This window comes from Streptomyces sp. NPDC086080, assembly GCF_044540255.1.
Taxonomy (GTDB): Bacteria; Actinomycetota; Actinomycetes; order Streptomycetales; family Streptomycetaceae; genus Streptomyces.
Genome location: NZ_JBITRU010000009.1, coordinates 23,877 through 49,236 on the forward strand (window position 1 = coordinate 23,877; position 25,360 = coordinate 49,236).

29 protein-coding genes and 1 pseudogene are annotated in these 25,360 nt (G+C 69.1%); 10 read left to right on the top strand and 20 right to left on the bottom strand.

What is annotated here, in order from left to right; genetic code table 11:
* Positions 1–165: 165 nt before the first annotated feature.
* The 7 genes from ACIF9R_RS13660 to ACIF9R_RS13690 form a co-directional block, all read right to left on the bottom strand.
* On the bottom strand, positions 166–624 hold the full coding sequence (locus tag ACIF9R_RS13660; RefSeq protein WP_399978612.1) for an Hsp20/alpha crystallin family protein: 459 nt from the start codon (positions 622–624) through the stop codon (positions 166–168).
* A 189-nt stretch (positions 625–813) separates the two neighbouring features.
* Positions 814–1,458, bottom strand: a complete 645-nt coding sequence (locus ACIF9R_RS13665) for a protein-L-isoaspartate(D-aspartate) O-methyltransferase (RefSeq protein WP_399978614.1) — start codon at positions 1,456–1,458, stop codon at positions 814–816.
* A 416-nt stretch (positions 1,459–1,874) separates the two neighbouring features.
* Positions 1,875–3,395, bottom strand: coding sequence for an MFS transporter (locus ACIF9R_RS13670; protein WP_399978617.1), 1,521 nt, complete (start codon positions 3,393–3,395; stop codon positions 1,875–1,877).
* A gap of 139 nt (positions 3,396–3,534) precedes the next feature.
* On the bottom strand, positions 3,535–4,365 hold the full coding sequence (nadE, locus tag ACIF9R_RS13675; RefSeq protein ID WP_399978619.1) for an ammonia-dependent NAD(+) synthetase: 831 nt from the start codon (positions 4,363–4,365) through the stop codon (positions 3,535–3,537).
* 124 nt (positions 4,366–4,489) lie between these two features.
* Entirely contained in the window at positions 4,490–5,047 is a 558-nt protein-coding gene (locus ACIF9R_RS13680) for a pyridoxamine 5'-phosphate oxidase family protein (protein ID WP_399978622.1), read from the bottom strand.
* A gap of 144 nt (positions 5,048–5,191) precedes the next feature.
* Positions 5,192–5,974, bottom strand: a complete 783-nt coding sequence (locus tag ACIF9R_RS13685; protein WP_399978625.1) for a hypothetical protein — start codon at positions 5,972–5,974, stop codon at positions 5,192–5,194.
* The gene (locus tag ACIF9R_RS13690; protein ID WP_399979094.1) at positions 5,971–6,585 is read right to left on the bottom strand and encodes an ABC transporter ATP-binding protein; all 615 of its coding nucleotides are present in this window, start codon (positions 6,583–6,585) and stop codon (positions 5,971–5,973) included. The genes ACIF9R_RS13685 and ACIF9R_RS13690 overlap by 4 nt, the downstream gene beginning before the upstream one ends.
* 487 nt (positions 6,586–7,072) lie before the next feature.
* On the opposite strand from ACIF9R_RS13690, the gene ACIF9R_RS13695 reads away from it, so the two are divergent.
* The gene (locus ACIF9R_RS13695) at positions 7,073–8,248 is read left to right on the top strand and encodes a PP2C family protein-serine/threonine phosphatase (RefSeq protein WP_399978628.1); all 1,176 of its coding nucleotides are present in this window, start codon (positions 7,073–7,075) and stop codon (positions 8,246–8,248) included.
* A gap of 176 nt (positions 8,249–8,424) precedes the next feature.
* Entirely contained in the window at positions 8,425–8,988 is a 564-nt protein-coding gene (locus tag ACIF9R_RS13700; protein WP_399978630.1) for a dihydrofolate reductase family protein, read from the top strand.
* Between the two features lie 55 nt (positions 8,989–9,043).
* On the opposite strand, the gene ACIF9R_RS13705 is transcribed toward ACIF9R_RS13700, so the two are convergent.
* The 3 genes from ACIF9R_RS13705 to ACIF9R_RS13715 form a co-directional block, all read right to left on the bottom strand.
* Positions 9,044–10,585 carry a fused MFS/spermidine synthase gene (locus ACIF9R_RS13705; protein ID WP_399978633.1) on the bottom strand — a complete coding sequence of 514 codons (1,542 nt, stop codon included), beginning with the start codon at positions 10,583–10,585 and terminating at the stop codon, positions 9,044–9,046.
* 152 nt (positions 10,586–10,737) lie between these two features.
* Positions 10,738–11,025 (bottom strand): ArsR/SmtB family transcription factor, encoded by a 288-nt coding sequence (locus tag ACIF9R_RS13710; RefSeq protein ID WP_399978636.1) that lies wholly within the window; start codon positions 11,023–11,025, stop codon positions 10,738–10,740.
* A 131-nt stretch (positions 11,026–11,156) separates the two neighbouring features.
* Positions 11,157–11,258, bottom strand: a complete 102-nt coding sequence (locus tag ACIF9R_RS13715) for a hypothetical protein (protein ID WP_399979097.1) — start codon at positions 11,256–11,258, stop codon at positions 11,157–11,159.
* Positions 11,259–11,593: 335 nt separating this feature from the next.
* Here ACIF9R_RS13715 and ACIF9R_RS13720 point away from each other — a divergent pair, with 335 nt between their 5' ends.
* Both ACIF9R_RS13720 and ACIF9R_RS13725 read left to right on the top strand, forming a co-directional pair.
* Complete coding sequence (locus tag ACIF9R_RS13720) at positions 11,594–12,205, top strand: BTAD domain-containing putative transcriptional regulator (protein ID WP_399978639.1); 612 nt, start codon at positions 11,594–11,596, stop codon at positions 12,203–12,205.
* Complete coding sequence (locus tag ACIF9R_RS13725; RefSeq protein ID WP_399978642.1) at positions 12,153–12,353, top strand: BTAD domain-containing putative transcriptional regulator; 201 nt, start codon at positions 12,153–12,155, stop codon at positions 12,351–12,353. Before ACIF9R_RS13720 ends, ACIF9R_RS13725 begins: the two co-directional genes overlap by 53 nt.
* Before the next feature lie 50 nt (positions 12,354–12,403).
* Here ACIF9R_RS13725 and ACIF9R_RS13730 read toward each other — a convergent pair whose 3' ends face one another.
* Both ACIF9R_RS13730 and ACIF9R_RS13735 read right to left on the bottom strand, forming a co-directional pair.
* Entirely contained in the window at positions 12,404–12,706 is a 303-nt protein-coding gene (locus ACIF9R_RS13730) for a peptidoglycan-binding protein (RefSeq protein ID WP_399978645.1), read from the bottom strand.
* A 332-nt stretch (positions 12,707–13,038) separates the two neighbouring features.
* Complete coding sequence (locus ACIF9R_RS13735; RefSeq protein WP_399978647.1) at positions 13,039–13,314, bottom strand: hypothetical protein; 276 nt, start codon at positions 13,312–13,314, stop codon at positions 13,039–13,041.
* A gap of 788 nt (positions 13,315–14,102) precedes the next feature.
* Between ACIF9R_RS13735 and ACIF9R_RS13740 the strand changes: the two genes are divergently transcribed.
* Positions 14,103–15,218 (top strand): hypothetical protein, encoded by a 1,116-nt coding sequence (locus ACIF9R_RS13740; RefSeq protein WP_399978650.1) that lies wholly within the window; start codon positions 14,103–14,105, stop codon positions 15,216–15,218.
* Positions 15,219–15,223: 5 nt separating this feature from the next.
* On the opposite strand, the gene ACIF9R_RS13745 is transcribed toward ACIF9R_RS13740, so the two are convergent.
* Positions 15,224–16,678: a hypothetical protein gene (locus ACIF9R_RS13745; protein ID WP_399978653.1), complete on the bottom strand. Its 1,455-nt coding sequence runs from the start codon at positions 16,676–16,678 to the stop codon at positions 15,224–15,226.
* A 190-nt stretch (positions 16,679–16,868) separates the two neighbouring features.
* Here ACIF9R_RS13745 and ACIF9R_RS13750 point away from each other — a divergent pair, with 190 nt between their 5' ends.
* The 3 genes from ACIF9R_RS13750 (at position 16,869) to ACIF9R_RS13760 (ending at position 19,589) form a co-directional block, all read left to right on the top strand.
* A complete protein-coding gene (locus ACIF9R_RS13750) occupies positions 16,869–17,717 on the top strand; it encodes a DUF427 domain-containing protein (RefSeq protein WP_399978656.1) in 849 nt (282 codons plus the stop codon).
* 105 nt (positions 17,718–17,822) lie between these two features.
* A complete protein-coding gene (locus ACIF9R_RS13755) occupies positions 17,823–19,031 on the top strand; it encodes a DUF2235 domain-containing protein (RefSeq protein WP_399978658.1) in 1,209 nt (402 codons plus the stop codon).
* A 57-nt stretch (positions 19,032–19,088) separates the two neighbouring features.
* Entirely contained in the window at positions 19,089–19,589 is a 501-nt protein-coding gene (locus ACIF9R_RS13760; RefSeq protein WP_399978660.1) for an N-acetyltransferase, read from the top strand.
* Between the two features lie 123 nt (positions 19,590–19,712).
* Here ACIF9R_RS13760 and ACIF9R_RS13765 read toward each other — a convergent pair whose 3' ends face one another.
* The 3 genes from ACIF9R_RS13765 to ACIF9R_RS13775 form a co-directional block, all read right to left on the bottom strand.
* A complete protein-coding gene (locus tag ACIF9R_RS13765) occupies positions 19,713–20,186 on the bottom strand; it encodes an SRPBCC family protein (RefSeq protein ID WP_399978663.1) in 474 nt (157 codons plus the stop codon).
* A gap of 193 nt (positions 20,187–20,379) precedes the next feature.
* The gene (locus ACIF9R_RS13770; protein ID WP_399978666.1) at positions 20,380–21,468 is read right to left on the bottom strand and encodes a sulfite oxidase; all 1,089 of its coding nucleotides are present in this window, start codon (positions 21,466–21,468) and stop codon (positions 20,380–20,382) included.
* Between the two features lie 140 nt (positions 21,469–21,608).
* Positions 21,609–22,580: a helix-turn-helix transcriptional regulator gene (locus ACIF9R_RS13775; protein ID WP_399978668.1), complete on the bottom strand. Its 972-nt coding sequence runs from the start codon at positions 22,578–22,580 to the stop codon at positions 21,609–21,611.
* Between the two features lie 134 nt (positions 22,581–22,714).
* On the opposite strand from ACIF9R_RS13775, the gene ACIF9R_RS13780 reads away from it, so the two are divergent.
* Positions 22,715–23,110 (top strand): RidA family protein, encoded by a 396-nt coding sequence (locus ACIF9R_RS13780; protein WP_399979100.1) that lies wholly within the window; start codon positions 22,715–22,717, stop codon positions 23,108–23,110.
* Positions 23,111–23,227: 117 nt separating this feature from the next.
* On the opposite strand, the gene ACIF9R_RS13785 is transcribed toward ACIF9R_RS13780, so the two are convergent.
* From ACIF9R_RS13785 to ACIF9R_RS13795, 3 genes are read right to left on the bottom strand one after another with little or no spacing between them, the layout of a single operon-like run.
* Complete coding sequence (locus ACIF9R_RS13785) at positions 23,228–23,578, bottom strand: DUF2254 family protein (protein ID WP_399978671.1); 351 nt, start codon at positions 23,576–23,578, stop codon at positions 23,228–23,230.
* Positions 23,579–23,636: 58 nt separating this feature from the next.
* On the bottom strand, positions 23,637–23,936 hold the full coding sequence (locus tag ACIF9R_RS13790) for a hypothetical protein (protein ID WP_399978674.1): 300 nt from the start codon (positions 23,934–23,936) through the stop codon (positions 23,637–23,639).
* A 37-nt stretch (positions 23,937–23,973) separates the two neighbouring features.
* Positions 23,974–24,207, bottom strand: a complete 234-nt coding sequence (locus tag ACIF9R_RS13795; RefSeq protein ID WP_399978676.1) for a hypothetical protein — start codon at positions 24,205–24,207, stop codon at positions 23,974–23,976.
* A 437-nt stretch (positions 24,208–24,644) separates the two neighbouring features.
* Here ACIF9R_RS13795 and ACIF9R_RS13800 point away from each other — a divergent pair.
* A pseudogene (locus tag ACIF9R_RS13800) lies at positions 24,645–24,767 on the top strand (IS6 family transposase); the annotation flags it as partial.
* A gap of 43 nt (positions 24,768–24,810) precedes the next feature.
* Here ACIF9R_RS13800 and ACIF9R_RS13805 read toward each other — a convergent pair.
* On the bottom strand, positions 24,811–25,179 hold the full coding sequence (locus ACIF9R_RS13805) for a transglycosylase family protein (RefSeq protein ID WP_399978679.1): 369 nt from the start codon (positions 25,177–25,179) through the stop codon (positions 24,811–24,813).
* Between the last annotated feature and the right edge of the window lie 181 nt (positions 25,180–25,360).

Sequence of the window (25,360 nt, forward strand, 5' to 3'; positions counted from 1 at the left end):
CGATCACGGCGGGTACGGTGTTGCCGCAGGGTGCAAGGGCGCGCGGCAGGTCCTGCAACCCCGTCCTCGTACCCCTTTTCAACGGGTCACCCCGGGGGGCGCACGAGTGCGGAGCGAGGGTCCGAGCAGTCCGCACTCCTCGATCGTGACTCGAGTGGTGGTGGTTCAGCCCTCGATCTCGATGTGATGGGGCTTGGCCGCCTGAGCCTTGGGGACGGCGACGGTGAGGATGCCGTCGGCAAGGGTGGCGTGCACGTCCTCGACCCTCACCTCGGTGGGCAGCAGCGCCCGGTACTCGAAGCGTCCGGTGCGGCGCGTGGCGCGGCGCAGCACGCCCTCACGTTCCTGTTCCTTCAGTTCCCCGGTGATGTGCAGTTCCCGTCCGCTGACCTCGATGTTGATGTCCTCGCGCTTGATGCCGGGCAGCTCGCACTCGACCGTGTAGGCCTCGTCGGTCTCGCTCAGGTCGGCCAACGGCGCCCAGGCCATGGGCTCCGTCCAGGACGGTGCGGCGGACTCCAGGAACCGGTTCATCCGCTGGAAGAATTCGTCGAACTCGGCGGCGATCGGAGGGTAGGCCCGCTCCAGCAGATGGCCGGGCCGGTGTCGTACGGGCAGAGTCATGAGGCTCACCTCCGCGGATGTGAACTCGAAAAGCCGTGTGACGTGACTCTCTCGCTCTCCATCATGAGCGGAGACCGCCCGGTCTGCGACTCGCCCTGGCTCGCAGAAGCATCCACGGGAGCCATGAGCCGGCCTGTCCCTCGGACGGCCGGCTGCCTGTCCACATACGTCGGCTCCTTGGCGCAGGGCTCAGGAGGGGAAGCCGTACCGTCCTTGCAGACGGACGAAATGCGCGGGCGCAAGGATTCGCCGGCGCTCCAGGCCCGCCGCAGTGCGCAGAAAGGACACGACCTGCTCCCGGCCTCCCGGCCCGATGGGCTGTACGAGGCGGCCGCCGAGGCGCAGTTGTCCGGCCAGCGGCGCAGGAACCTCCGGGAACGCGGCGGACACGATGACCGCGTCGTACGGAGCACGGTCCGGGGCACCGCCACTGCCGTCCCCGATGTGCAGCTCGACATTGCGAATCCCCTGCCGGGCGAGACTGCGCCGTGCCGCCCGCCCGGTCTCCGGCCACATCTCGATGGTGACCACATCGGCGGCCAGCCGGGCGAGGAGCGCGGTCTGGAAGCCGAGGCCGGTGCCGATCTCAAGGACGTGCTCGTCCCCGCCCAGGTCAAGGCCCTCGATCATCATCGCCGAGAGCGAGGGCTGCGTGGTCACCTGTCCATGTCCGATGGGAAGGGGCACGTCGTGGTAGGCGTGCGCTTGATGGGCCGCGGGGACGAATGCCGCTCGGGGCGTCGCCCGCACCGCCTGGAGCAGTCGCTCGTCCCTGACGCCGGCTGCTCGAACGGCCCTCACGAGGTCCTCGGGTGTATGGGCGGCTTCGGTCATGTCCGCTGCCTTCCGGGCGATGACCAGGGGGTGAGGGTGCCGTCGGGCTCACGGTCGGTGCACACGTGGTTCAGCCGATCCAGGGTCATCGGTCGCCCGCAGCCGTGGGGAGCACAGGCGTGGCGGAGCCTTCGGACCGAGGTGCTGCTGCGGTCCGAAGGCTCGAGGGCAAAACAGTCCCCGGTAGTGCTGCACGTGTCCTGGGGCTTCAGTCGTCACTGCCGCCTCGGTATCGCGCCGGCTTGCCGGGGGCCTGAACCACATCCTGTCCGAGTTCGCTCCGCCGGCTAGACGTCCTCGCCGGCTTTGTGACTCTTTCGGTGTTGCGGTCTATGCACCATTATGCCAGATATACACCGAGAAGCAATAGATTTTGCGGCAGACCGGGTACGGAGGCGTCACAGGTCCGCGGTCGGTCAGCCCTGCCGGGCGTGCACCGGGCTGTTCGCGACCTCCTGGGGACACTTCTGGTGTGGCCCGCGCGTGCGCCGGTCGCGCCACCAGTCGAGCGACGCCAGGGCAAGCGACGCCAGCATCGTCGTGAGGGCGGCGCTCAGCGCGACGACGAGGGCGACCCGGTAGTCGTCGCCGCTGCCGAGTACGAGATAGAACAGGCCCGGCAGGGCGGCCGTACCCACCGCGGCACCGAGCCGTTGTCCGGTCTGCAGGGCGCCGCCCGCCGCGCCCGCCATCCGCACGGGTACGTCCCGAAGCGTCATGGTGATGTTGGGCGACACCACGAAGCCGCCGCCGATCCCGCCGATGAACAGGACGGGGGCGGCGATCCAGGGAGCGATGTCCAATGGCGCGAAACGCAGCAGCAGAGCGGTTCCGCCCAGACCGACGATCACGCCCACGAGACCGCCCACCGTGAGCAGACGGCCGAACCGGTCCACCAGCCGGCCCGCCACCACGGCCGCACCCGCCGAACCCACCGCGAACGGAGTGACGGCGAGGCCCGACCGGAGTGGCGAGAAGCCGAGCCCGTGCTGGTAGAAGAAGGCGAACACGAGCCAGACCCCGCTGAAGCCGAGGAAGTAGAGCGTGCCGACCCCCGCGCCGACGGCATAGCCGCGCACCGTGGTGAAGAGGCGCGGGTCCAGCAGTGGTCTGGTTCCCCGCGCGACGAGGCGACGCTGCCGACGGACGAAGACACCGAGGACCAGGACACCGGCCATGAACATCCACCACAAGCGGCCCAGCCCGCCGGACTCCGCCCGCACCAGCGGATACATGAACGCGAAGACGCCGAGTCCGAGGAGCAGCACCCCGGGCACGTCCACGTACCCCCGGCCGGAAGACCGTCCGGTTCGTGGCAGCAGGCGGCGTCCGAGCAGGACGGCGAGGATGCCGATGGGGACGTTGACGTAGAAGACCCAGCGCCAGCCCTCCTGACCACCGGCCAGCGCCAGGATCGAACCGCCGATGAGAGGGCCGGAGGCGGACGAGATGCCGACCGTCGCACCGAAGTAGCCGAAGGCACGGCCGCGTTCGGCGCCTCGGAACAGTTGCTGGATGAACGCGGAATTCTGCGGCGCCATGAAACCTGCCGCCAGCCCCTGGGCGAGACGGGCCACGACCAGCAGCGTGATGTCGGGTGCGGCCCCGCAGACCGCACTGAAGATCACGAAACCGCAGAGGGCGAGCAGGAAGATGCGGCGCCGGTCCAGTGCGTCACCGAGTCGGCCGGCGGTGACGAGAGCAAGGGCGAAGGTCAGGGTGTAGCCGGACACCACCCACTGCACCTGCGCGGGGGAGGCATGCAGGTCGTTCTGGATGGTGGGCAACGCGACGGCCACGATCGTGACGTCCAGCAGGCTCATGAAACCGGCCACCAGGGTGACCCAGAGGGCCCGCCATCGATGCGGATCCGGCTGGTACTCGTCCTCGCCGGCACCGGGGTCCCGGTCGCCCGCCCCTGACGCGGATGTTGTCACCTGGAGTCCTCTCGCCGACCCGGTCCGGGCGAACAGATTCCCCGGCGGGGGCACGCGCACACCCGACGGGCGGCCCGCGTGAGCCGGCCACCCGCGCGAACGGCGCCGGGCGGCTCCCGGCCCGAGGCACACTCACTTCTCACGGACCGCTGGGGAGGCGGCGCTTGTGGTCGGTCAGGCGATAGCGGCGCACGATGGTGTCGAAGTCCCGCTGGTCCACGGCCTTGCCCTCGAGGAAGTCGTCGATGGCGTCGTAGGTGACTCCGAGGGCGTCTTCGTCGGCTCTGCCCGCGTCGAGGCTTTCCAGGTCGGCCGTGGGAATCTTCCGCACCAGGGCGGTGGGTGCGCCGAGGGCGTCCCCGAGGGCGCGTACGCGTCGCTTGGTCAGGCCGGCCAATGGGACCAGGTCCGCGGCGCCGTCGCCGAACTTGGTGAAGAAGCCGGTGGCCGCCTCGGCGGCCTGGTCGGTGCCGACGACCAGGCCGTCGTGCGCGCCGGCCACCGCGTACTGGGCGATCATGCGCTGGCGTGCCTTGATGTTGCCGTGCACGAAGTCCTGGTGGCGGACGTCGCGGAAGCTCACCCCGGCGGCCCGCAGGGCCTCGAGCGCGGCGTCGACCGCGGGCTTTATGTCCACGGTCAGTACATGGTCGGGCCGGATGAAGGAGAGCGCGAGCTGGGCGTCGTGCTCGTCGGCCTGGATCCCGTACGGCAGCCGCATGGCGTGGAACCGCGCCTCGTGGCCGACGGTCCGCGCCCGCTCCACGGCGAGCTGGCAGAGCCGGCCCGCGACGGTGGAGTCGACGCCGCCGCTGATGCCGAGCACCAGGCAGTGCAGGCCGGTCGAGGTGAGCCGCTCGGTGAGGAAGGCCACCCGGCGCTCGAGCTCCTGTTCGACGTCAAAACTGTTGTCGACACCCAGTTGCCGGGCGATCTCCTGCTGCAGGGCGATGGACGCCGACTCGCTCAAGTCGCTGCTCCCCGATCCGTCTTCCGCTGCGCTGTCGGGACACGGTTACCCGCGAGGTGTCCGGCGAACCCGCGCGTTCACTCGGGGGACACGCCCCATCGGGCTCACGCGCGACGCGCCCCGCTCAGAACACCCAGCGGGTATGCGTGTAGACCCCGTTGTCCCGCCCGAAGCCGTACGCGGTGACCGGCTCCACCGCGTACACCACCGCGTCCCCCTTGCGGAACGCGTCCCCGATACCGTGAAAGGTCCCCTGGGGTGAGGTGATGTGACGCCCGTACTTCGCCTCGTACGCCGTGATCACCTCCTCCAGCGCCGCTGGATCGGCGACCGGCGCGGCTTTGCCCTCGACCACGAGATCGAGCCCCGCGGTGAGCGAGTTCCCACCGGTGGTCAGGGCGCAGTGGGCATCATGAGCGAGGTTCCTCGCCTTCTGCTCGCCCGGCCCGGTGGAGAAGTGGAGTCTGTCGTCGTGCCAGGCGGTGATCACGGGTGTGACGTGCAGACGCCCGTCGGGCCGCACGGTGGACAGCCAGAAGATCTCCGCCGTCCGCAAGTGCCGTAGGGCCTGGTCCCACTCGACGGCGGTGACGTCCTCGGCACCGGGACGGGGATTGAGCGCGGAGCTGTAGCGGGCGTCGAGCTCGGTCGTGGGTTGTTTCCCGGATCCCTGTGGCGCCATGTCGATTCTCCTTCCTGGCGTTCTCCTGAACATCGGCAGAACACCCCGAAACCATTACGGCATCCATGCGGGGGTCCTGCCGCCCCGCGAGACCGAGCGGCCGTGAGCGCTCTCTCACCCGTCACCCGGTCCGGCTGCCCGGCCTCAGCCCTTGCCCGTCATGGCGGGAGCGCGACGGCTGTGGGGAGCGGCGCGGGTGCGCAGGGCGAAGGCGGCGAGTGCGGTGACGGTCAGGGCGGTCAGCCAGACCGCGCTGTGGATCAGAGGGCTCAGGATGATGCTCCGGGTGAATCCCGCGGCCAGGCTGGTCTGGAGGGAGCCGTAGCTCGGAAGCAGTTCGACCAGGGGTTTGTCCGCGGTGGTGCTGGCGACCGGACTCTGCGGCGCGAGGTCGATGATGCTGGTCATGATGATCGTGACGAGTCCTTCGACCTCGCCGCGGAGAAAGAGGGCCAGACACATTCCCAGGGCCCCGTAGACCAGGCAGTCGGCCAGGACCGCGAGACCGAGGAGGAAGGGCTGGAGCGGAGTCCAGTACAGCAGCATCCAGGCGGTGGCGTAGGAGCTGACCAGCACTGATGCGACCGTGAGCGTGGTGAGCTTGGCACCGATGAGGGCGGTCCGGGGATAGCCGGCCGCGGTGAGGCGCCGGTCGAAGGCCCTGGTCCGGCGTGCGGCGCTGAACATCAGGAATCCGACGAGAAGGGACACGGCGTTCAGGGAGCCGCTGATCATCGTGATCTCGTCTCCGCCGGCGCGCAGCCAGGTTCCGGTGGCGCGCAGCCGGAAGGGGAACGTCTTCGGCGTGGTGAGGGTCTTCGCGACGGTGATCCACACCGGGATGAAGACGATCAGGAGCACGGCGGCCAACCGGTTCTTCGCCATGGCCAGCAGCGCGTAACGGCTGGCGACCAGATAGGCACTCATGTGACGTCCGTGGTGGGTGAGGTACCGAGGACGCCGTCGTGCAGATGGTGCAGAACGTCCAGGCGTCTGGTGTCGTGGGCGAGGTGAGAGACGATGATCACGGTGCGGCCGCGGGCTTTCAGCTCCTGGGCCAGGTCCCAGAACCGAAGGTACGTTTCCCAGTCGAAGCCCTGGTACGGCTCGTCGAGCAGCACGACGTCCGGGTCGTGCATCAGGGCGAGGACCAGGTTCAGCTTCTGCAGGGTGCCACCGCTCAGGGCTTTCACCGGCGTGTCCAGGTAGCCGGCCGCGGAGAGGGCGTCGATCAACCGGAGCGCGCGGCCGGGATTCGGCAGACGGTAGGCGACCTGGAAGAGGCGCAGATGCTGACGCACAGTCAGTTCCTCGTCCAGCACCGGGTGCTGCGGACAGTATCCCCGCGTGCCCATCAGATCGACCTGCCCGCCGTCCGGACGCAGGTCGCCGCTGAGGACGCGCAGCAACGTGGTCTTCCCGGAACCGTTCTCCCCCACGATGCCCACCAGTTGCCCTGCCCGTGCCTCGAAGCTGACCCCGCGCAGGACCTGCCGGGAACCGAAGCCCTTGCGGACCGCCGTGACGCGCAGCACCACCGCCGGTTGCCGGCTCACGTCCGGGCCCAAAGAGCCGTACCCGCGTACCGTGCGTCCCTTGGGTCTCGGCGGGAGCCGGAGGTCCGGTGCCGAGGCGGGGCGCCTGCGTGGAACCCGGGTCTGCCGGCCCTCTGTGGCAGGGCCGCATCGAGTCCGGCGGCTCGAGCGGGTGCCCGTTCGGCGAGCGGACCCCGCAGGGGCGCCGTGCCCTCGCCCCGCTCCGCGGACAGCGAGGTGGGACTGGCCATGAGGCGCTCCTTGAGTGCGGTGGAATGCACGGGTTCGACCAGCCAACGACGCACGAGCCCGAGGAGACACGTCGCGCATGCCTCCGGCGTGGGCTCCGCTTCGTACCACTGGCACACAGAACGCGGCTGAGTTCTCCTCCGAGCGATCTGGCTCAGCGCGCTGACCAGGCAAGACGGGCACTTTGGGTGATGCATCGACATCTTGGGGAAAACGATGCGGCAGCCGACGGGAGGTTGTTGTGAACGGTGGAGATGTGGAACTGGGCGAGTTGCTCGCCGCCGCGGAGACGGCGCCGCCCGGCGAGTCCGTCGATGTGGTGGCGCGTGATCTGCAGAAGCGGTTCGGTGCGGAGCGTGTGTCGTTTCTGTTCGTCGACCTCGTCGGTCAGCGGCTGGTTCGGCTTCCCTCGGCCGACGCCGACCTCGCGGAGTTCGACGGCCCGATCGACCTGCAGGGCAGCGTCTACGATCGCGTGCTGCGGAACCAGCGCCAGCACGTGGAACCGGACAGCCAGGGCGGACGGCGCGTCATCACGCCGGTGACGAACCGAGGCGATTGCATCGGCCTGCTGGAAGTGACCCTGCAGTCCGCCGACGACACCGTGCTGCGGCAGGTCCGTGACGCGGCGCACGCGCTGGCCTACATCATCGTCACGGACCGCCGCTTCACCGACCTCTACCACCTGGGCCGGCGCACCACCCGGACCAGTCTGGCCGCGGAGATCCAGCACCAACTGCTCCCCTCGGCCCCCTGCTGTGAGGCGGACCAGTTCACCCTCGCCGCCGGGCTGATTCCGGCCGACGACATCGGCGGCGACACCTACGACTACACCCTCGACCGCGACACCCTGCATCTGTCCATCACCGACGCCATGGGCCACGACACGAACTCGGCGTTGCTGGCCACCCTGCTGATCGGCGCGCTGCGACAAGCCCGCCGCAGCGGCTGTGACGCCCTCCAGCAAGCCGGCGAAGCCCACCGGGCCCTGCTGCGCAACAGCCGGGGCCTTGCCACCGGACAGCTGCTGTGCGTCGACCTCGAAACCGGCTCCTGCGAACTGGTCAACGCCGGCCACCCCCGGCCGCTGCGCATGCGTGACCACACCGTCGAAGAGGTCGAACTCGCCGTCAACCTGCCGTTCGGCGTGGCGGCACCGATCCCGTACCGGCTGCAGGAACTGCAACTGCGGCCAGGGGACCGCCTGGTCCTGCTCACCGACGGGATGCAGGAGCGCGGTGCCTCGGCTGTCGACCTGGCGACACTCGTCCGCGACACCCGCCCGCTGCATCCGAGGGAGGCCGTCCGACGGCTGACGACCGCAGTGCTCGATGCCTGCCACGGCAACCTCAGGGACGACGCCACGGTCCTGATACTGGACTGGCACGGCAGACGTCGCAGACCGGCGGAGTCGTGACTGCATGGACGCCCTGAAGGGCCGGGCACGGACGGAGCGCGAGGACGGACCGGAACTCGACCCCGTTCGCCGGTCGGGTCGTGCACGGCCCGCCACACGGTCTCGGCTGTGCGAGCCGTGGGCCCCGGGGCGTTGTTCGGCCGTACGGTCGTACCTGTTCCTGAGGAGGGCCTGTGATGCGCAGTGTGACCTATTCGATGAGCATGTCGCTCGACGGCTACATCGTCGGACCGGACGGCCGCTTCGACTGGACGGCGCCCGACGAGGAGGTCTTCCGCTTCTGGATCGACGAGATTAGGCAGGTCGGCGTCCACCTGATGGGACGACGGCTGTACGAAACGATGCTGTACTGGGAGACCGCCGACCAGGACCGATCGCTCGACGACTCCGAACTCGAGTGGGCCGCGCTCTGGAAGCCGCTGCCCAAGGTGGTGTTCTCCACCACCCTGTCGGCGGTGCAGGGCCACGCCCGCTTGGCCTCCGGCAGCGTGGCGGAGGAGATCGAGCGGTTGCGGGCCGAGCCGGGGCAGGGCGAGATCGCGATCGGCGGCGCGACCCTCGCGGCCGAGGCGGCCGCATCGGGGCTGATCGACGAATACCGGGCCATTGTGCACCCGGTGCTGGTCGGCGGCGGCATCCCGTTCTTTCCCCGGCACGGGCGCCGGGTGGATCTCGAACTCGTCGAGACCCGCACCTTCGGCTCGAAGTTCGTCTACCTCCACCACCGTGTGGCGCGTTAGGGGAGCCGGCCCGTCGTCCGGCGTCCGAGGCGTGGCTCCGCGGGCAGGCCCTCGGTCATCCGCTCCGTCGGCTGTGGGGCTGGAGGAGTTGGTCGACGGGTGCGTAGTCGTCGGTGAGCAGGGGCGCGTCGCCGATCCAGGACGTGAGGCGGTCGCCGGTGGTGACCTTCCAGCCGGTCTGCCGGGCGTCCAGCGCTTCCTGGATCGCGCGTAGGTCGACGGTCCGGTCGGAGGCGACCAGTACCAGGTTGCCGCCCTCGGGGGTGGCGGTCGGGTCGAGGCCGATATCGGTGGGCTCGCCCAGGAGGTGGACGTGCTCGAAGGTCTGCCTGAGCGTGGCCGCTTCGGCACGGGCGAAGGCCAGATCACCGTGGTCGATGAGGTTGGCGACGTACAGGCCGTCCTCGTTGAGCACCCGCCGTATGTCGGTCATCGCTTCCACCGTGGTGAGGTGCCAGGGGACGCTGACGCCCCCGAAGGCATCGCCGACGACGACATCACGACTGCCGGTGTCCAAACGTCGCAAACCCAGCCTGCCGTCCTCGGCGCGTACGTCGATACCGGATCCCGGCCCCGGTCCGAGTCGGTCGCGATCGATGCGCACGATCCCGCTGTCGATCTCCGACACCAGACTGCGCGTTCCGGGCCGTGTGGCCGCGAGGTAGCGGGGAATGGTGAGGCCGCCGCCACCGAGATGCCCGACCGACAGTGGCTCGCCCTCGGGAAAGGCGGCATCCAGTACCGACACGATGGCACGCACGTACGTGAATTCCAGATGGGTCGGGTCGCTGATGTCGACGTAGGAATGCCGCACTCCGTCCAGGACGAGGGTGCGGCCGCTCTCCCGGTCGGGGTCGGCGACGACCTGTGCGCAGTGGTACCTGGTCTCCGTGCCACAGCCGCCGGGTGCGACGGCGGTGGCGAGGCCGCCCGCCACTACCACGAGCGTAAGGGCGGGGGTGCCGCTCCAGCCGCGCGTGCGCCACTCCACCAGCGCCGAGCCCACCACCAGCAGTGTTCCGAGGGCGATCAGGATGCTGCTGACCGGCAGCCGCGAGACAAGGACGAAGCCTGTGAAGACAGTGCCGAAGATGGCTCCGACGGTGCCGACTCCGGACAGCCTGCCGACCACCGTTCCGGTCTCGGCAAGGCTGGTGAGACGCAGCTTGGTCACGATCGGCGTCACCGCGGACAGCAGTGCGCCCGGCACCAGGATGGTCAATGACGCGATCAGCAGGAGCAGGCCCGGTGCCCATTCCGCAGTGCCGCGGAGCACGGCAGGGGTCAGCGCGACGACCGCTCCCGACATCCCGAGGGAGGGGCCCAGAAGCCGGGCCGGGTCGACCTGATCCGCGATGCGCCCGCCCAGCCAGGAGCCGACGGCGATCGCCGTGAGGGCGATGCTGATCACCATCGTGCTGGTCTCGAGGGTGAGGCCGAGGTAGGGAGCCAGCAGCCGCAGAGCGACGATCTCGACCACCAGCACCGCGGCCGAGGATCCGAACACGAGCACGGCGGCGCCACGGGAACCCACGCCGTGACTACGAGGTGCGCCCTCGTCAACGGGCGAGGAAGACAATTCGGTCACGGGCGCCATCCTCGCACGGGACTCGTCGATGGAGCGACGCCGAGAGAACTCATCGCGCCTGGACTGCCTGAAATTCGCCGAGTGGTTGGTGAGTTGCACCGATCCGTGAGGGCCGGAACGCCGACGGGGCGTCGAGCGGCACTGCGGAATGGGCAGCGGCTTCAGCTCCCGGGCGGGTCGGGCAGAGGCCACCTTTCGGCGATCTGCCGCAGGGGGGCCGTGTTCAGGTCGTGGAACTTGTAGCGGCCCTCCCGCCTCGTCTCCACCAGCCCCGCGGCCTCCAGTACTGCGAGATGCTGGGAGACTCCCTGTCGGGAGATGCCGAGTTGATGTCTCACGGCCAACCGCGAGCAGATCTCGAACAGGGTCTGCCCGGACTTCTCGGCGAGCTCGTCGAGGATGACGCGGCGAGTGGGGTCGGCCAACGCTCTGAACAGGTCTTCGGCCACGGCCCCACTATAGGCAAGTGTCGACTTGCCTGCCCATTCGAGCCGCGGCAGGGTGCTCGTGCCACGTGCTGACAGGTCGACCGGCCCGCCCGGGGGCGCCGGCACGCACCCATGGCACGACTCGCCGCCGATCAGTCGATGAGGGTACTGCGGTGCGCCACCGCCCCCTCGGCGGGCGACCAGCTGATGTGCCCGTGCTGGAACCGGTTGGAGCGGCTGTTTCCGGTACCGATCTCGGTCGTCCAGCTGACACCGAAGGGTTCCCAGGCTGTTCGCGACTCGCCAGGACATGTCGGCCTCCTCGCGGCTCGGGACTCCTTTCGACGCTAGAGAGCCCGCGTCAGCGCGGCGTCCTCCCGCCGTCACCGGTCCGGGGTGACGCTGTCGACGGCGGAATTGCAGAGCCTGAACCAGCGGCCGAAACTGAAATCGAGAGCCTCCTCGGACGATGCGCCACGTGCGCACTCGGGGGTCGCACGCACCAGGGGAATCAGGAGCAGTGACGCGCCGGGGCGAGGCCGGACAGCCTTCACTGTGCGCTCACGCAACACCGTGAGGGGCGGTCAGGGTGTCTCCTCCTCAGTTGTGGTTGCTCGGCCGGTTCCGGCTGGAACTCGCCGACGAATCCGTCGATCTGGGCCACAACGGCCAGCGCCTCCTTGCCTTCGTGGGTCTGCGGAAGCAGGTCTCGCGCACGGTCCTCGCGGGCACGTTGTGGCCGTATGTCACCGAGGAGCACGCCCGGGGCAGTCTGCGCACCACTTTGTGGAAGCTGCCGCACGGGGATCCGCCGCTCATCGGGTGCCGCGGAGACGCGCTGCTCGTCTCACCGTCCCTGCGGCTGGATGTTCACACCCTGACGCAGGCGGCACTCGATCTCGTGGAAGGCCGCCTGCCACCGACTCCGGCCGATCCGCCCCTGGGGCTGCTGGCCGGGGACGACCTGCTGCCGGGGTGGGACGAGGAATGGGTTCTGGTGGAGCGTGAACGCCTGCGGCAGTTGAGGCTGCACGCACTCGACGCGCTGTCCGAGGCGCTGATACGGCAGGGCAGACCCGCCCTGGCCCTGGAGGCCGCATGGGCGAGCGTGCGGGCGGAGCCCTTGGGAGAGCGCACACCGGGCCGTCGTGTCGGCGCATCTCGCGGAGAGCAACCTCTGCGAGGCCCTGCGCCACTATGACGCGTACTGCCGGTTGCTGAACGATGAACTGGGTGTCGGACCGTCTCCTCGGCTCGTCCGGATGATTCCTGCACGGTCGGCCGGAGCGGACCGTGCCGGAGCGGACCGGGCCGGGGAGCCCGACGGTCTTCGCAGGCGCCTCGGCTGAATTCGGCGCAGTGACTCGAGCCGTGTCGCCTTCCGCGACGACCGGTTCCGTCAAGAGGTCAGGGTTCCGGATTCACTGAGCGAAAACCCCAGAACCATGGGGACTTCCAGCCTGTCCCAGCTGAGCCGGCCGGGGATGCCGTCGGCGGAGCTTCCCTCGAGACCCAGCTTCCGCTGCCAGGCCGTGTACGACCTCACGTCGCCCGCTCCCCACACGTCGGTATCGGTGCTCGACGTGTAGCGGTCGCAGTCTTCGGCGACGAGCCTGCCGTGCATCGCCGCGATGACGGGCGACGTGCGTCCCGCCCGGAAGAACGACGCGCCGGGAAAGGGCTCGAACCGGGGCTCGTTCACGGCCGGTTCGGCCGTCCGGGGCACGAAGGCCGGCCAGGATCCGGGATCGACGTGGTCGTTCTCCGGGACATGAGCGTGCGCGTACCACCCGCCCTGCGTCCTCCACGTGGCAGCCGGGCAGGTATGGCGGGACAGGGATGTCGGGCGGCCCCCCGCCACTTCACGTGGCAAAGCCCTGTCCGACGTCGCCGGTGGTACGCGCACCAACCGGGCGGGCAAGGTCGTCATCCAGATCGAGGCGCTCTTCTTCCCTCACTGCCGTGTCGACGGCAAGGTGTACGCGAGGCTGGTCGACACACCGTGCACGGGCTGGTCCGACCTTCACGCGTGGGTCAGTTCCTGGGGCGTACCGGACGTATGGCCCATGGGAAGAACTGGGCGAAGGCCCCCGTGAAGGGATCCCAGAGGATGTGCGGTGCCCGTCCTTTCCCGCCGCCGGTGAAGAAGCCGCGGAGATTGCCGAAGGGAACCAGATCGGCGGGAGCTTCGGCGGTGGCCTGCCGGTCCGCGGTGATGTGCGCGATCGCCCGTGGCGGGAAGCCGGGGTCGCACGGCGCATGGTCTCCCACGTCCGCCTTGAGGGCTTGAGGCATCCATGGATGGGGCATGGTGAAGTCCTTTCCTCTTCGCACCACACACGGTCATCGGGTGCGACAGGATGAGGGAGGAACACGCGTCGGCCGGATGACGGGCCGGCGTGGCGGTCCCCCTTCCTACGATGCGTCCGGTGCGGGTTCCGCGGCAAACGGCGCTTTTCCGGGCTCCAACTCCGAGAACTGGGCTCAGTGTTGACGCGCGGTCCTCCCGCTCCCGGTCCGGCACCGTCGGCGGGGTCGGTTCCGGCAACGGCCTGGCCGGCGGACGTCCCGGTCATGGTCCCGTCTTCCCGTTGCGGGATGCTCCGGGCAGGTGAAGAGTGGATGTATACCGGATCTTCATCCAGTCACTCCTCATGTCCCGGAGCCGCTTCCGCGTCCGCGGACGGAGTCCGGTTCGAACGAGACATCACGGTGCCAACGTATCCGGAATCATCATGGCCAGAATCTCGCGGCGACACATCTTCCATGCGGCAGGCGCATCTCTTCTGGCTGCGGCGCTGGCGTTGCCGGCGGGCACGACGATCGCCGCGGCGGATCCTCTGAGCCCCGATGAGGGCACTCCCGGAGCACTGGCCCGGACCACGGAGCCTCCGCCCTCTCCTCCCCCGACGACCGATTCGACGGACCCCGATCCGCCCCCCGACGCACCGCCGGACACCGGCCCCTCGCCCGATTCCGACGACCCGCCGGGACCTACGACCTCGCCCCCTTCCACACCGAGCGAACCCGACACCACCCAGCCGGCAGACCCCGGTGACACGGAGGGACAGACGTCCGACCCCCCGCCGGAGCAGACGGTGAAGATCGACGAGGCCACATCGACTCTCAACGAGCAGAAGGATCAGGTCCCCGAAGAACTCGCGCCGGCCGTGGAGACGCTGATCTCCGTCGTCGCCAGGGTCGACGATCCGAGGACACTGGCTCAGGACAGGCAGGGGGTCGTCGAGAGCGCGGAGCATCTGTCCACCGCGCTGGCAGCCATCAGCGACCCGAGCACACCGCCCGAGCTGCGGAAAGAGCTGACCGCGATCGTGAAGCAGGTGACCTCGGCACTCGAGGTGGTCAGCGATCCCGGGGTGGCACCCGAAGAGCGGTCCATGCTCATCCTGGTGATCAAACGGACCACGTCCACCCTGGACATGATCTGCGAACCCAAGACGCCACCGGAGGTGCGGGATCCGATGATCGCGACGGTGATGGACGCGAATCATCTCGCGGAGAGCAGCCAGCGCCATCTGGTGGCCGACTCGACTCACGCGAGCCAGATCCCTCCGGCAAGCTCGGACACACCGCAGAACACGCCGGAAGCGCTGCAAGGGGTGGGCGCCTCCATGGAGGTGGCACGGGACCCGAGGACTCCGCCGAAGGACCGCGAGGAACTCGCGCGCGTCACACAGCAGGTGAGCGCGCTGATGAAGAAGATCAACGACCCCGGGACGTCCCAGCAGGAGCGGTCGGAGGCAGGGAAGGAGCTGGAAGAGAAGACCTCGCGCATGAAGAACGAACAGGAGGAAGCCGCGGCCGCCCAGGAGCGCCCGAGGGAGTCTCTCGGCAAGGCCGCCGCGTTCTGCACCAGCGCCGTCTTCGAGTCCACCCGGGAATCCGACCTCATGGAGGGGCTGAAGAAGCTGGTTCCCGCTCAGTGGGAGGAAGAAGGGGTCAAGGACTTCTGGAAGGCCGAGGAGAAGAGCGACGACATGCTCGACGTGCTCGCCCAGCTGCGGAGCAACGAGCACGCCCATGGCCCGTTCGAGGTCGTGCCGCTCATCACCGCACTCGCCGAACTCGTGCCGCGCGACAAGCTGTTCGGGACTCTGGGAGGCTCCGCGCTGTACTGCGAGCAGACCGCCAAGTACCTCGACGAGGAGTCCGGGGTCACGGTGGGCACCTGGCTCACGAAGACCGGAGAGTGATCGGATCAGAGCCCGGCCGACCGCAGCAGTTCGGCCAAGGAGATCTCCGAATCGGCCCGGGCCCTCGCGGCTCCGTACCTTTCCAGCTCTCTCCTTTCCTCCGCGTAGTCACCGAGTCCGCGGAAGTTGAACGGGACGGATGAGATGGAGGAGATGAACTGACCTCCGGGGGACCAGACCACCGTCACATAGCGTGGTTTGCGTGTCACGTTGATGAGGTTGTTGTTGTGCCGCACTCTTCCGCGATGAACCAACTGACCGCCGCATGCCAACGGCTCACAATAGTACGTGCTGTCGTGTTCGTTCCATGAACGGTGAGGGGATCTGAACTCCTCCACATCGAGCTTTCCGCGGTCCTTTCTCATGTACGAGATCTGCAATTCGACACGCACCGTGTCATATCCGGCGTTCCGGGGAAGCTGAAAGATGCGCTTCACCCTGTATTCCTGCCCCACGTCGAGTGAGTTTCCGGGGTCGTGGAACCTGCCGCTGCTTATGGTGGTGTAAGTGAGTTCGTCGACATAGCGCTCGGCCTCGCCCTCGCGCGCCCCTCGCTTCTCCACACTCTCCTTCCACTCCTCCGTCAGGTCCTCTCTTCCCCGGGAGTACACGGCGGTCCTGCCGCGGACCGTGTAGATGTCGTTGAGGATGTACACCGGGATACCTCCGGTGTTCTTCATGTGCAGCGTCAGCGGTACGTGCACATAGGGAAGATTGTTGTCCTCCCACGCCTTGCCGAATTCCGCCTCCAGGGTGAAGTGCATGGGAGCGGCCGATGGCTGGTACATCGTGGAGTAGGCGAGGCTGATGGCCGTCAGGAGTGCCGTGGCGACCACTCCTGCCGCGAACTTCTTGGGCTGCGGTATTCCTCTCCATGATTTTTCGCGCACCAGCAGGAACATCGCCCACACGGACCAGGCCAGCGCGGGCACATAGACGAGCAGGTCTCGTGTGTACTCCCTCTCCTCGCTCCAGAGGAGAAACAGGAGGCTGTCCGTAGCCAGCACGATGAACACCCCCAGCAGGACGATCGCACCGGAGGCTTTGAAGTTCCGCCTGCTCCAGTAGTCGACGGCCGCCACCGCCGCGACACCCAGCACCAGGCCCGAGAGAACGAACAGAACGCCCGTCATCCGTTGCGCAAAGGTCAGGGCGCCCGAGGCATCGGGCCATCCGATGCCTGTGTTGAAGAGCATGGAAATGAGCAGGCCGGCCGTCATGAGTGTCATGATCGAGCGGCGTTTCCAGGCACGGTCCGGCCAGTTCCCGCTGTCACCCCCGCGCCAGCAGATGGCTGCCGGATCGTCCAGATCCATGTTCTCCGGATAGCCGTGGCGGACGAGAATCTTGCGCAGTTCGGCCGGTGACCAGGCACTGCCGACGGTCTCGCCACCGATCGTGACGCCACGCAGACCACGACTGTCCGGCGGCTCCACGACGACCCAGGGACGGAGGCTCATGACCACAGACTCGGATCCGAGCCGGCATCGTGCACGCGGGGCTACCCCGTTTGCCGTGCGAGCCTGCCCCGGCCGGTCTCATGCTTGGTAACGTGCGGGCGGTCAGCGGCATCTTTGGACCTGGCAGGCGTGGCCGATGCCCCGAAAACGCCGGAGCGCCCGTGGATCCAGCGAATCGAGGTGGCAGCCGATGGCGGGAGAGAGTGTCCTGCACCCGAGCCTGATCGTCCCCGTCGGGCATGTCGAACCCGTGCCGCGGCGCCTGCGGGGGATGGTGGCGGGGCGGGTCGTCTTCGACACCCGTCGTGCCGTCTATGTGTGGGAGTGGCGTGCGTACCCTCAGTTCAGCATCCCGCTGGAGGATCTGGTCGAGGGTGTCCTGAGCGACGACGACCACGCCGAGGAGTTCGGTGCGGGACGCGCGCGACGCCACTCATTGCGGGTGGGCGACACGCTCCGCGAAGGGGCCGCCTGGATCTGGGAGGACGGTGTGCCGGAAGGTCTGCGGGGCACAGTCCGCTTCGAGTGGGACTCACTGGACTCGTGGTTCGAGGAGGACGAACCCGTTTTCGTCCACCCCAGGAGCCCTTACTCACGGATCGACGCGCTGCGCTCCTCCAGCAGTGTGCGCGTGGACGTGGACGGCCTGACGCTGGCCGACGCCCCGCACTGTGTGAAATTGTTCGAGACCGGTCTGCCGACCCGTTACTACCTCGATCGGATGTACGTCGACTGGCCGCTGCTGCGCCGCACGGAGAACGTCACGCGCTGCGCCTACAAGGGGACGACGAGCGGCTACTGGTCCTTCGACAGTGAGATCGCCACCCACGAGAACATCCTCTGGGGCTACGACTTCCCGACGGTCCAGGCCACGGCCGTCGCAGGCATGGTGGCGTTCTACAACGAGCACGTCGACCTGTACGTCGACGGCGAGCTGCTGCGGCGGCCGACCGGCACGCCGGGTGTGCCGACCCTCCGGCCCGGCACACCCGCCCGAGGACGGCCCGGCCCCCCTCCGGGTGCGGATCCTGGCCCGTGACGCCTGCGCTGTCGCTCCGCTCTCCCGTGGCGTGCTCCCTCGGACGGTGGGACGCTGGAAATGGTGCTGTGGGCCGCTTCCCGCTTCTCGCCAGGAGGGATGGTCATGGCCAAGCGTCTGGTCGTCTGCTGCGACGGCACATGGAATTTCGCGGATCAGCCGAGCAAGACCAACGTCGCCAAGGTCGCCTTGTCCGTGCGCCCCGGGTCCGTTGCCGGGAGGGAACAACGGGTCTACTACCACAGCGGTGTCGGTACCCATCGACGGGACCGACTACGCGGCGGGGCCTTCGGCGCCGGTCTCTCGCGCAACGTCATGGACGCCTACCGGTTCCTCGTGGAGACGTACGAGCCCGGCGACGAGTTGTTCCTCTTCGGCTTCAGCCGCGGTGCGTTCACCGCCCGCAGCCTGGCCGGGCTGGTACGCAACAGTGGCATCCTGCGCAGGGACCACGCCGACCGGATCCCGGAGGCATGGGCCCTGTACCGTGACCGGATCGAGCAGCCGAACGGCGCGGCCGCGACATTGTTCCGCCGCTCGTACGCGCGGGAGACGGAGATCGCGTTCATCGGTGTGTGGGACACGGTCGGTGCCCTGGGCATCCCGGTTCCGGACACGGCGTGGATGCGACCGGCGGTGGCCCGGTTCAACCGCCGCTGGGCCTTCCACAACACCGAGTTGAGCAGTTGGACCAGGGCGGCCTTCCATGTTCTGGCCACGGACGAGCAGCGCTCGGCGTTCCGGCCGGCCCTGTGGCATCAGCTTCCCGGCTCCGCCGCGCAGGGTCAGGAGCTGAAGCAGGTGTGGTTCGCGGGTGTCCACTGCGATGCCGGCGGCGGTTACCGGGAGACGGGGCTGTCCGACATCACCCTGCTGTGGATGGTCGACCAAGCCCGCCGGCACGGGCTGGAGTTCGACAAGGATGTGCTGAGCACGGAGGGTCCGGGGGTGATGAGGGCTCAGGAGAGCGTGGACTTCCGTGTACGGCCCGACGCTTCGGGCGACCTCCACGTCTCACGGACGGGCATGTACCGGCTGACCAGGCCCTGGCACCGGCCGCTGGGGGAAGCGGTGGACAGCAACGGTGAACCCGACGGCAACGAGTTCCTGGCCGTGCCCGCCAAGGAGCGCTTCGACCGGGACCCGGGGTACCGGCCGGCGGAACTGGAGCGCTACCTGGCCAGGCAGGACCGGATCCGGCTGGAGCCCGTCCTGCTGCCGGACCTTTCCGCGGGCCTTCCTCCCCTGCCGCCGGCTCCGTCCGGCACGGAAGCGGCGGCCGGCAGGCACGAACAGCGCCACCGCACCACCTGAGGCGACGACGGCCTTACTGCTTTGCGCTGCCTCTTTGCGCGTGGTTGGCTCACGCTCATGACCTGGCTACCCGAAGACTTTTCCCATCCCCTCCACGCCGAGATTCCCGGCGGTGGAGGCCATCGACTGCGCCCGATCAGCGGTGCCGACGCACCCCTGGACTATCCGGCGGTGATGGGGTCCCGGGAGCGGCTGTGGTCGATCTACGGCGCGGCATGGGGCTGGCCGTCTGCCACGATGTCATACGAGGCGAACCGCGCCGATCTGGAGCGGCACGCCGCGGAGGTCGAGGCTCACGAGTCGTTCAACTACACGATCGAGAGCGAGGACCGCACGGCGTTGCGCGGTTGCGTCTACATCGACCCGCCGGAGAAGCAGGGAGCGGACGCCGAGATCTCGTGGTGGGTGGTCGACGACCAGGTGGGCAGCGAGCTGGAACGGGCGTTGGACGCCTTCGTACCGGTCTGGATCGCCGCGGACTGGCCCTTCGAGCGGCCGCGCTTCATCGGCCGGGACCTGACCTGGGACGAGTGGCTGAAGCTGCCCGATCGTCCGTGAGGGATGCCGGTCCGCGGCTCAGCAGCACGCGGCACGGGCTCCCCGTGCACTGTGCACGTGAGGGAGCCCGTGCCGACCTGATGCGCGCTGTGTGCGCCACGGCCGTATCGGCGTGCCGAGCCGTCAGTGATCGGTGCCCGGGTTCTCCGGCCGGATGCGTCCGCGCCAGCCGCCCGTACTGCCGCCGCTCTCCACATAGTCCTTGAAACGGCCCAGGTCGCCCTTGACCCGCCGGCCGATCAGGCCCAGGGCGTCGGCGCCCTTCTCCGCGACACCGGTCGGCTCGACCTCCATGGTGAGCTCCACACGGGTGTGCGTGTCGTCCAGCGGCTCGAACCGGACCGAACCACGCTGCCGGGTGTCGCCGCTGACGGTCCGCCAGGTGACCCGGTCGTCCACGAGCTGGTCAACGATCTCCGTGTCGAACTCGCGCCGTACACCGCCGATGCTGGTGGTCCAGTGGTTGTGCCGCTCGTCGAGCTGCCTGACCTCTTCGACGCCTTCCATGAAGCGCGGGAAGTCCTCGAACTGCGTCCACTGGTCGAACGCCCTGCGGAGCGGGACGTCCACGTCGACCGTGTCCTTGACCGTGCTCATTGATTCCTCCTGGTCCGTTCTTCGCGGGGGGGCGGACACGCGCAGCGTGCCGACGCCCTGTACCTGTCCAGGACCGCGGGTACCCGGAAAACCCGGTGTGAAAAGATCGTCGCTCGCCCGGGGCTCCCGTGAGGGCGGACGAGGGGTCGGCGCGCCGCGTGGCCCAGCCGCCCGGCCGACGGCCGGAGACCCGTCAGCGGCGGTGCAGGCGGACGCGGGCCCAGGAGTTGTTGGCGTAGCCCTTGGGGTTCCACAAGGGGCCTGGGGATTCCGGCATGGACGCACCGGCGGAGTCCCATGCCCGGGCGACGACCTCCACCTCGCCGGCGGGCAGGTTCACGGTGGCGCGCCAGTGCCGCCACGCCCATGGCCCGTCGGCCCCGTACACGTCGGCGCGGGTCCAGGTGCGGGCTCCGTCCGGCGACACCTCGACCCGGGCGACGGCACGTCCCTCTCCGGCCAGTGCGTAGCCGATGATCTCCACCGGGCCCCGCGGCAGGCGGGCGCCGTCGTCCGGGGACAGGATGTCGCAGTTCAGTCCGGTCGGGCCGAGCTCGGTGCCGTCTCCGGGAGCGGCCCGGTCCGCGTGGAAGCCGGCGGGCAGCAGACGATAGGCGGAGGTCTGGAAGTATCCGTCCGAGGGTGTGCTCCTCGCGGTGACCCGGGTGAGCCATTTGACGCTGCGGGCACCGATCCAGCCGGGCACCACAGCACGCAGCGGGGCTCCGTGGACGCGGGGCAGCGGCACGTCGTTCATGGTCCAGGCCAGCAGGACCTCCGGCGCGAGCGCTTTGCCGAGAGGGATGGATCCCGCATAGGGCTGTGGCGGATCCGCCGACGCGGAGACGTCCGGGGCGTGGAAGGCGATGTGCGCGGTCCGCGGCTCGGCGCCGGCCCGGGCCAGGACGTCGGCCAGCCGCGCGCCGCGGAAGCGGGCGGTCGAGATGGCGCCCGGGCCCCACGGCGTCTCGCCGGGAATGTCACGGACGGCGATCAGGCCCGCCCGCCGGTTGCCCGCACACTGCAGGGTGACCGTCACCTCGACCTCGTCGAAGCTCTCCCGCAGCTCCTCCAGCGACATCCGCAAGGGCGTCCCCACCAGACCGTCCACCTCCAGCTTCCATTGCGCCGGGTCGAGGTCGGGGACAGGGCCGTGGTTACGGCTGTAGAAGGCGTCGACGGGTGTGGTCGGAGCGCCGGCCAGCGCGGCCGGGGACGGTTCGGCGTTGAACGGCTGCCGTGCGTGCACCAGCATGTCGTCCCGCTTGCCCCAGATGCCCATACTTTGCCATTGTCCGCCTGTCTCCGGCAGACCGCCCGCCCGCCCACGCCGTCGTCGGGCGGACAGGGGCGTGAGCCCCACGGCCCGGTGGACACGGAGAGGGCCGCGCCGCTCCGCGCGGCGGCGACCCCGGTGAGACCTCAGGGTGGGTGCTGGTAGCGGGCGGCCATCGCGGTGGCGTGGTCTCGCAGCGCGTCGCGCAGCGACTCCGGGGTCAGGGCTTCCGCGTCCGTGCCGAGCTGCCACAGTGCCCACTCGGCATGTCGTAGATCCTGGAACGACGCCTCCAGCCGCAGCCAGCCGTCCGCGTCGGGTTCCGCGCCACGGACGGCCACCGCGCAGCTCAGCAGGTCCTCCCGCCGGTCCGGGTGCACCCGTACCAGCACGGCGATATGGCCGCTGGACAGGAACTCCGCGCAGCGTTCCCGCCAGACCCGGTCCAGATCGACGCGGTTCGGCCGCTGTGCCGGTTCGGGAAGTTCCTCGGCGGCCAACACCCGCGACAGCCGATAGGTACGGTCCGCACCGGATCTCCTGGCCAGCAAGTAGCCCCTGTCGCGTACGGTGACCAGGCCGATCGGGTCCACCGTGCGCCACCGTGGGCTCTGGTCCGGGGCCGCGTAATGGATGCGCAGTCTGTGTCCGGTGAGCACCGCGCGCCGGATCTCCCGCATGGTCGCGTCGGGTACCTCCTCAGTGACCGGCCGACGTGAGAGCAGGTCGGTCCGCGGCTCCACGAGAATGCGCTGCGCCGCGTCACTCGCGGTGGCCCGATGGCTTTCGGGCAGTGCGTCGGCCACCTTGCGCATGGCCGAAGCGAGCGCCGAACCGAGACCGAACACGTGCTCACCACGCTTTGCCCCGGCCGTCAGCACGGCGAGGACCTCGTCGTGATTCAGACCGGTGAGCTCCGTCCGGAAACCCGGCAACAACCCGAACCCGCCGTGCCGGCCGCGTTCGGCGTAGACGGGGACACCGGCTGCCGAGAGCGCCTCGATGTCACGCAGCACGGTACGGGTGGACACCTCCAGCTCCCGGGCGAGCGTGTCCGCGGTCAGCCGACCACGCTGACGCAGGAGCAGCACCAGTGAAATCAGTCGATCGGCGCGCATACGAGGAAGCTATCGAATACATGACCAACGATGTCATGTTTTTTTGGAAGGCTCGTCAGCACCGACGTCGGCGATGACGGCTGCCGCCGACGAACATACGTATTCCCTCAGCATGGAATGGAGTTGCCGTGACAGTGCAAAGATCGGCAGTCAACCCGGTGACGTGGTCGCTGGACATGGGATTCAACCAGGGTGAGCTCGTCTCCGGGCACACCCGGACCCTGTACTGCTCCGGGCAGACCGCGATGGACGCCGACGGCAAGCCCCTGCACGACCGTGACATGGCCGGCCAGTTGGCCCTGAGCCTCGACAACCTCGAGGCCGTACTCGACGAGGCCGGCATGTCCCTCGCGAACCTCGTCCGGCTCAACGTCTACACCACGGACGTCGATCTGCTGTTCCCGCACTACGCTGTGCTGGCCTCACGCCTGGGCACCGCCGGAGTGGCACCGGCCACCACGATGCTCGGGGTGACACGGCTTGCCGTCCCCGGGCAAATGGTCGAACTCGAGGGCACCGCGGTCGCGTGATACGCCCGCGTCCTGTGCTGCTCGTGCCGTTCGCAGCGGTCCGGGCAGCAGCTGGACGGATGCCGTGGTGGTGGGACGGAACGCCGGCCGGCGCGCCGGCCCCGTACGACGTACGGGTCACCCCGCCGACACGCCGCCCAGCGGCTGACCTCCCCCGATGCCCTGCCGATCTCCCGTACGTGCCAGAGCGCGGCGGAGAGGATCGGGGAACTCTCCCTCCACAGCCGCTTCCAGCAGCACGAGTTCGCACCGCACGGCGTCGCGCCGCTCGTGAGACACGGATTCCAGCAGCCCTTCGAGCAGAGCGCGCAGACGCCGGTACACCTGCAGCGATTCCGCTCCGTACTCCCGGATTTCCGTGACGCCGAGCTCCAGATACTCCTCCCAACTGCGCCCCGGCAGGACGAGCCGTGGCTCGCCGTCCTCGTCACCAGCGTTGCGACGACCGATTGAATCCGTCGAGCACACCTCAAACGACCAAACACGCGCAGCGTAGAAGAAGAGTGTCCAGGATCACGGGGAAACTTCATACAGCGGTATCTCCAAGTTCCTGGCCGATTACCGGGCGGTCTTCGAGGGCAAGCTCGCGCAGCGGCTGGCCCGAGCGGAGAAGGAGGGTGACCTCGTGGCCGGCACCGACACCGCGGCTCTGGCCCGTTTTGTCATGACGCTGAGCCAGGGCTTGGCCGTCCACGATGGCGTCCCGCCGGGTGGTGTAGCCGATCAACGGACCGGACTCGCAGGTCACGCCGGGTACATCGACCGGCTGGGGCACTCCCGGCGCCTGACCGGGCCGCTTCGCGCGCCGCGCCGACGTGGAGATCACCGCGAGCCGGGTACCGGAGGGCGAAGCGCGTGATCGCCTACACCACCTCGCGGGACGCGACCCCGTCCACGCCGCCGCCGGCGCGGAGCGTGAGGATCTGCAGGCCGCGGTGGACGTCGCGTTGCGGGCGGCCGCCATACTTGCCCTCGGCGAACCCGGTTACCCCCGCAGCGGAAACCACCAGGTCGTAGCCTTCGGCACCGGCGTCGTCGGCGGGTTGTCGTTCGCCGCACCGCTGAAGATCTGCGCCCAGCGCGCCGACGGCCGGCACGGCGCATCATCGGATGCCCTCTCAGGCCGCGGCGGACCCGGGACCCGGCGAATTGGCGCCGGGTTCTGCCACGGCGTCTCCTGCTTCAGCACGTCGCATCGGCCGCACCCTCCTCGACCCGCCGAGAGGCTGTGTCGGGTTCTGCCATGACCAGGTGAGCTGCCTCGGCGCAGGCCGGACGACTTGGAAAGCCCGCCAATATGTCAGACCTCTCCTGGGAGATCACCGTTCGGGCTCACCGGCCTGCTCGCGCCGGGCGCCAGTAGTCGCTCAGTGCGGTAGGGGGTCGGCGCTGGCAACGTCTGCGCCGACGAGGACGATCGGCTGCATCCAGGGCATCATCCGACCGTCGAGCTGGTCGTGGCTCGGCACGCGCGACTCAGGACCTCGGGGCACAGGAGGCCACCACCTGAATCCCGGGGGGACGTCATGGCCTCGTGGGGTCGGCGCATGCGTCGGCTGCCCCGACGCAGCGATTGGCGCACCTGGACGAGGTCGTCATCAAGGTCAACGGCGAGCGCAAGTACCTCCGGCGCCCGGTCGACCAGGACGGCAACGCGCTGGACATGGCGCACCAGAAGGACCTGCCGGCCGGCGGACGGTTCAGGCGCAGGACCAGGCCGACATCCCCTGGATGCGGGCCAGGCGTTCGGCCACGGCGATCTGTTCCGCGCGGGTGGCCAGGTCCGCGCGGGGTGCGTACTCGAGTCCCCCGGCCGCGACCCAGCTCGACTGGGAGAACTGCAGTCCGCCGTAGTGGCCGTTGCCCGTGTTGGCCTGCCAGTCGCCGCTGGATTCGCACGCGGCGATGGCGTCCCAGTCGGGTTCCGGGGCGGTCGACGCCGAGGCCGCCACCGCGGTGGTCGTGCCGAGGACGGCGGCCGTGGCGACCAGAACCACCAGGGCGGTGCGGATCCGGCGTGCGGGCGCGCGGTGCCCGGTGCCCGTATGAGCGCTGCTTCTGCGTGTCATAGGGAGACTGTTACTCCACACGAAGGGCTGTTGGCATGCCGGGTGCCGTCTCCTTACGCCGGACGGGGGGAGGCTACGCCCGTCCAGGGCTCGTACCGCACCGGACCGACCGCGCGGCCGGCCCTGCTGGCCTCCCAGTCGGTTAAGCAGGGCGCGCTGCCGGTTGCGGGCCGCGACCGAT

Coding starts and splice junctions, on each gene's coding strand:
- ACIF9R_RS13750 (WP_399978656.1), top strand. CDS start 16,869: ATGGCGGGAGAGAGTGTCCTGCACCCGAGCCTGATCGTCCCCGTCGGG.
- ACIF9R_RS13765 (WP_399978663.1), bottom strand. CDS start 20,186: ATGAGCACGGTCAAGGACACGGTCGACGTGGACGTCCCGCTCCGCAGG.
- ACIF9R_RS13770 (WP_399978666.1), bottom strand. CDS start 21,468: ATGGGCATCTGGGGCAAGCGGGACGACATGCTGGTGCACGCACGGCAG.
- ACIF9R_RS13805 (WP_399978679.1), bottom strand. CDS start 25,179: ATGACACGCAGAAGCAGCGCTCATACGGGCACCGGGCACCGCGCGCCC.
- ACIF9R_RS13775 (WP_399978668.1), bottom strand. CDS start 22,580: ATGCGCGCCGATCGACTGATTTCACTGGTGCTGCTCCTGCGTCAGCGT.
- ACIF9R_RS13700 (WP_399978630.1), top strand. CDS start 8,425: ATGCGCAGTGTGACCTATTCGATGAGCATGTCGCTCGACGGCTACATC.
- ACIF9R_RS13680 (WP_399978622.1), bottom strand. CDS start 5,047: ATGGCGCCACAGGGATCCGGGAAACAACCCACGACCGAGCTCGACGCC.
- ACIF9R_RS13755 (WP_399978658.1), top strand. CDS start 17,823: ATGGCCAAGCGTCTGGTCGTCTGCTGCGACGGCACATGGAATTTCGCG.
- ACIF9R_RS13685 (WP_399978625.1), bottom strand. CDS start 5,974: ATGAGTGCCTATCTGGTCGCCAGCCGTTACGCGCTGCTGGCCATGGCG.
- ACIF9R_RS13665 (WP_399978614.1), bottom strand. CDS start 1,458: ATGACCGAAGCCGCCCATACACCCGAGGACCTCGTGAGGGCCGTTCGA.
- ACIF9R_RS13660 (WP_399978612.1), bottom strand. CDS start 624: ATGACTCTGCCCGTACGACACCGGCCCGGCCATCTGCTGGAGCGGGCC.
- ACIF9R_RS13735 (WP_399978647.1), bottom strand. CDS start 13,314: ATGCCCCATCCATGGATGCCTCAAGCCCTCAAGGCGGACGTGGGAGAC.
- ACIF9R_RS13760 (WP_399978660.1), top strand. CDS start 19,089: ATGACCTGGCTACCCGAAGACTTTTCCCATCCCCTCCACGCCGAGATT.
- ACIF9R_RS13745 (WP_399978653.1), bottom strand. CDS start 16,678: ATGAGCCTCCGTCCCTGGGTCGTCGTGGAGCCGCCGGACAGTCGTGGT.
- ACIF9R_RS13705 (WP_399978633.1), bottom strand. CDS start 10,585: ATGGCGCCCGTGACCGAATTGTCTTCCTCGCCCGTTGACGAGGGCGCA.